Source organism: Clostridium chromiireducens (assembly GCF_002029255.1).
GTDB classification, from domain to species: Bacteria; Bacillota; Clostridia; order Clostridiales; family Clostridiaceae; genus Clostridium; species Clostridium chromiireducens.
The window spans coordinates 1-1,721 of the sequence record NZ_MZGT01000168.1 but is presented as its reverse complement, the minus strand read 5'-3'; the positions used below and the strand labels follow the sequence as shown (position 1 = coordinate 1,721).

The window sequence follows — 1,721 nt, the reverse complement described above, 5'->3', positions numbered from 1 at the left end:
TGATATGCTCCCTTCTAGGTAGACAGTTGAAATAATAAAACTGTTTTACTTAGAAGGGAGTAATTTTATGTCTAGAAATATCTTACCTAAAGAAAAACTTCAGGCAGTAAAAGAATATTTAGATGGAAAAGGTAGCTATGATTCTATTGCAAAGAAATATGGGGTGACCAGCGCACCTTTTAGAAAGTGGATTGCTAAATATCGGACTTTCGGAGAAAGCGCATTTATCCGAACTGGACATAATGCATGCTATAGCTCAGCCTTTAAACATAAGGTTGTTAATGCTTATATTTGTGGAGAAGGTTCATTGCAAGAATTAGCCGTAAAATACAAAATTCCATCAAATGATACTATATCTAAATGGGTTTTGAAGTATAATGGTCATGAGAAGCTGAAAGCTTATGGAGCAGGAGGGAAAACGATCATGATCAAAGGAAGAAAAACCACATTTGAAGAACGAGTTGAAATTGTACAATACTGCATTGCACATGAACATAATTATAAAGAGACATCAGAAAAATACCAGATTTCATATCAACAGGCTAGAGGCTATACTGTGAAATATGAAAAGGTTGGAATAGATGGCCTTCAAGACAGGCGCGGGAAGTGTAAACCCGAAGCTGAGATGAATGAATTGGAAAAATTGCGAGCAGAGAACAAGATTTTACGTGCTGAAAAGGAACGAGCTGAAATGGAGGTTTCCTTCTTAAAAAAACTCGAGGAGATAGAAAGGAGGCGAGGCTAAGCCGAGTTCGCCATGAATATATTTATCAGGCAATCAAAGAAGAAAATGCAAAATATAATTATCCTGTGCAAGCCTTATGCAAACTTGGTCAGGTTTCAAGAGCTGGTTACTATAAGTGGCTAAAAAGAGATGTTACCTTGAATGAAAGTGAAAATAGGCTCATTGCTGACAAGATTGAAAAGATTCACGAGAAGAGTCCAGACAAAGGGTATCGACGAATTCGAGATGACCTAGAACGCTATCATGATATCAAAGTGAATGATAAGCGTGTATTGCGTATTTGTCGTAAACTAGATATTCAATCTACCATAAAATATAAGAATAACGGTTGTACTAGACAGGCTAAGAATCCTCAATATATTGCGGAGAACCTTTTAAATCGAGAATTCAGTGCTTCCGCTCCGAATGAAAAATGGCTTACTGATGTAACAGAATTCAAGTATTATGTTCATGGTGAGAAGCGTAAAGTTTACTTAAGTGCTATTTTGGATCTTTATGATCGCCGAATCGTATCTTATGTTATTCGAGATACTAACAATAACTCATTGGTATTTGATACTATAGATGATGCTATTGCGAAAGAACCGAAGGCTCATCCCCTTTTTCATAGTGACAGGGGTTTTCAATATACCAACCGTGTATTTCATCAAAAGCTTACAGATGCAGGAATGACACAAAGTATGTCAAGAGTTGGAAAATGTATTGATAACGGACCGATGGAAGGTTTTTGGGGAATTATCAAGAGAGAGCGATACTACGGAAAACAATTTACAGATAAGATGTCTTTAGTAAAGATGATTGAAGAATATATCGATTATTACAACAATATACGCTTGCAGAGAAATCTTGGTGTATTAACACCGATGGAAAAGCATGAAATATATTTACATGCAGCATAAAAACTGCCAGCAGGTTAGCCCCACTGGCAGAAAATTTTTTTATTTTTTTAATTGTCTACTTGACGGGAAGCAGTTCA

General features: G+C 36.3%; 2 protein-coding genes. Both read left to right on the top strand.

Annotation, left to right across the window (positions count from 1 at the left end; all coding sequences use genetic code 11):
- The first annotated feature begins 67 nt into the window (after positions 1-67).
- The gene (locus CLCHR_RS24180; protein ID WP_079442485.1) at positions 68-745 is read left to right on the top strand and encodes a helix-turn-helix domain-containing protein; all 678 of its coding nucleotides are present in this window, start codon (positions 68-70) and stop codon (positions 743-745) included.
- Positions 746-765: 20 nt separating this feature from the next.
- Complete coding sequence (locus tag CLCHR_RS24175; protein WP_139376292.1) at positions 766-1,644, top strand: IS3 family transposase; 879 nt, start codon at positions 766-768, stop codon at positions 1,642-1,644.
- Positions 1,645-1,721: the final 77 nt, after the last annotated feature.

Excerpts from the sequence above, each read along its gene's own strand:
- CLCHR_RS24180 (WP_079442485.1), top strand. The coding sequence starts at position 68 with ATGTCTAGAAATATCTTACCTAAAGAAAAACTTCAGGCAGTAAAAGAA.